3 protein-coding genes are annotated in these 2,987 nt (G+C 68.1%); all 3 read right to left on the bottom strand.

Features of this window, described 5'->3' with window-relative positions; translation table 11 throughout:
- Positions 1 to 85 precede the first annotated feature (85 nt).
- Positions 86 to 1,501 carry a ribosome biogenesis GTPase Der gene (gene der, locus ACFWF3_RS30415; protein ID WP_378995165.1) on the bottom strand — a complete coding sequence of 472 codons (1,416 nt, stop codon included), beginning with the start codon at positions 1,499 to 1,501 and terminating at the stop codon, positions 86 to 88.
- Positions 1,498 to 2,202, bottom strand: a complete 705-nt coding sequence (cmk, locus tag ACFWF3_RS30410; protein ID WP_378995183.1) for a (d)CMP kinase — start codon at positions 2,200 to 2,202, stop codon at positions 1,498 to 1,500. Before cmk ends, der begins: the two co-directional genes overlap by 4 nt.
- A gap of 38 nt (positions 2,203 to 2,240) precedes the next feature.
- The coding region (locus ACFWF3_RS30405) for a pseudouridine synthase (protein ID WP_379317113.1) at positions 2,241 to 2,987 on the bottom strand (747 nt) is incomplete at its 5' end.

Genomic DNA, 2,987 nt, shown 5'->3' with positions numbered 1-2,987 from the left:
ACCATCTGCTCGACCGCGTACTCGACGCCTGAAAAACGAAGAGCCCCGGCGATATTCGCCGGGGCTCACTCGTCTGACACTCGAACTACTTCTTACGTTCCTTCTTCTCGCGCACACGCACCGAAATGCGCACCGGCGAACCGTCGAAACCGAACTCCTCACGCAGGCGGCGCTCCAGGAAGCGGCGGTAGCCTGCCTCGAGGAACCCGGTGGTGAACAGCACGAAGGTCGGCGGGCGGGTGCTCGCCTGGGTGGCGAACATGACGCGGGGCTGACGGCCACCACGCATCGGCGGCGGGGTGGCCGCGATGACTTCCTTGAGCCAGGTGTTGAGGCGGCCGGTGGAGATGCGCTTGTCCCAGGACTCGAGCGCGGTCTCCATCTGCGGTACCAGCTTCGCCACGGCGCGGCCCGTGTGAGCCGAGATGTTGACCCGCTGGGCCCACGGCACGCGCACCAGATCGCGATCGATCTCGCGCTCGAGCATGTAGCGGCGGTCCTCGTCGACCAGGTCCCACTTGTTGAACGCCAGCACCAGCGCACGACCGGACTCGGCGACCAGGCTGATCACGCGCAGATCCTGTTCGGTGATCGGCACCGAGGCGTCGATCAGCATGATCGCGACCTCGGAGGCTTCCAGCGCCGACTTCGTCCGCAGCGAGGCGTAGAACTCGGTGCCGGTGGCATTGGAGACCTTGCGGCGCAGACCGGCGGTGTCGACGAACTTCCACGTCTTGCCGCCCAGCTCGACCAGCGAGTCGACCGGGTCGACGGTGGTGCCCGCGACATCGTGGACCACCGAACGCTCGTCGCCTGCCAGCTTGTTGAGCAGGCTGGACTTGCCGACGTTCGGCTTGCCGACCAGTGCCACGCGACGCGGTCCCGCGACGGCGGTACCTTCGCGCGGGGTCTCGGGCAGCGCGCCGAGCACGTCGTCGAGCAGGTCACCGGTGCCACGTCCGTGCGCGGCCGAGACCATGCGCGGTTCGCCCAGACCCAGCGACCACAGCGAGGCCGCCTCGATTTCGACCTTCTGATCGTCGACCTTGTTGGCCACCAGGATCACCGGGATCTTGGAGCGGCGCAGCTTGCGCACCGCGGCCTCGTCGGTCGTGGTAGCTCCGACGGTGGCGTCGACGACGAGCAGGATGGCGTCGGCGGTTTCCATCGCCACCTCGGCCTGGCGCGCGACGTGCTGCTGCAGACCCTTGGCGTCGGGTTCCCAACCGCCGGTGTCCTGCACCATGAAGCGGCGCCCCGCCCAGTTGGCCTCGTACGAAATGCGGTCACGGGTGACACCGGGAACATCTTCGACCACTGCTTCGCGGCGGCCGAGAATGCGGTTGACCAGGGTCGACTTGCCCACATTCGGGCGTCCGACCACGGCCAGCGTGGGCATGGCGACGTGCTGTTCGCCTTCGCCGTCCCCGTCGATGTCGAGGACTTCCCATTCGGACTCGTCGGTCCAGGTTCCGTCGCCTACGAGAATCTCTTCGATCATCGCGGACCTCCTGTCGTGGCCGAAAGCTGCTGAGCCACCACGCGATACAGCTCCTCGATGGTCTGTGCCATCGTCAGGTCGCTGGTGTCGACGAGCACCGCGTCGGCGGCGGGGCGCAACGGCGACACTGTGCGGGTGGAGTCGAGGGTGTCGCGGCGCTGCACGTCGGCCAGCACGGCCGCGTAATCGTCGCCGCGGCCCTCGCGGATGTTCTGTGCGTTGCGCCGCTCGGCGCGTGCCTCCGCGGAGGCGGTGAGATAGATCTTGGCGTCGGCGCCGGTGAGCACGACGGTGCCGATATCGCGGCCTTCGACCACGATGCGTCCGGCCATCGCCGTGATCTCGCGTTGCAGGGCGACGAGCTGCTCGCGCACCTGCGCCACCGCCGAAACAGCGGAGACGGCCTTGGTGACGGCGTCGCCGCGGATCTCCGCCGAGACGTCCTCACCGTCGAGTTCGATCACCTCGTGGCTGGGGTCGGTTCCGATCGAAAGCGGCAGTGCCGCAACGGTTTCCGCGATCGCAGCCGAATCGGTCAGCTCGACACCCGCACGCAGCACGCGCAGGGTCGCGACCCGGTACATGGCACCGGTGTCGAGGTAGCGGGCGCCGAGGCGCGCGGCGAGCCGACGCGACACGCTGGACTTACCGGTGCCGGAAGGACCGTCCATCGCGACGACGAGCGTCGCGTCACCGGTCATCCGGTCGCCGGTGAATTCCAGGGGAAAGTCCACACCGTTCACAGCTGCACCGCCTCGTAGAGTTTGCCGATCTCGTCGCGGCCGAGCACCCGCAGCGTGCCGGGACGCTGGTCGCCCAGTGCCACCGGGCCGAGGTGGGTGCGCACCAGCCGGATCACCGGGTGGCCGACCTCGTCGAGCAGCCTACGCACGATGTGCTTGCGGCCCTCGTGCAGCACGAGCTTCACCAGCGACCGGCCCTGGTAGGCCTCGAGCACCATGAACTTGTCGACCTTGGCGGGTCCGTCCTCGAGCTCGACGCCTTCGCGCAAGCGCTTGCCGACCAGGCGGTAGTTCACCTCGCCGTCGACGGTGGCCAAGTAGGTCTTGGGAACTTCGAACGAGGGGTGCATCAGTCGATGCGCCATCTCGCCGTCATTGGTGACCAGCAGCAGGCCCTCGGTGTCGGCATCGAGACGGCCGACGTGGAACAGGCGCTGACCAGCGGCGATCCGCTCGGCGATGATATCGCCGACGCAGGGGCGCCCCAGGTCGTCGGACATGGTGGACTGCCAGCCCCTCGGCTTGTTCAGCACCAGGTGCACCAGCTCGTCGCGGACCACGACACGGGTGCCGTCGACGCGCACGACCGCGTTCTCGGCGTCGATGCGCAGACCCTGCTCACGCACGATCTTGCCGTCGACCTCGACGCGACCGGCCGCGATCATCTCCTCGGCGGCGCGACGCGAGGCCACACCCGCCTTGGCGAGAACCTTCTGCAACCGTTCGCCTTCGCCCCAGGGAAG

The organism is Nocardia sp. NPDC060220, from assembly GCF_042727815.1.
Classification (GTDB): Bacteria; Actinomycetota; Actinomycetes; order Mycobacteriales; family Mycobacteriaceae; genus Nocardia.
The sequence above is the reverse complement of the archived record's forward strand: the minus strand, read 5'-3'. Positions and strand labels throughout refer to the sequence as shown.

Excerpts from the sequence above, each read along its gene's own strand:
- cmk (WP_378995183.1), bottom strand. The coding sequence starts at position 2,202 with ATGACCGGTGACGCGACGCTCGTCGTCGCGATGGACGGTCCTTCCGGC.
- der (WP_378995165.1), bottom strand. The coding sequence starts at position 1,501 with ATGATCGAAGAGATTCTCGTAGGCGACGGAACCTGGACCGACGAGTCC.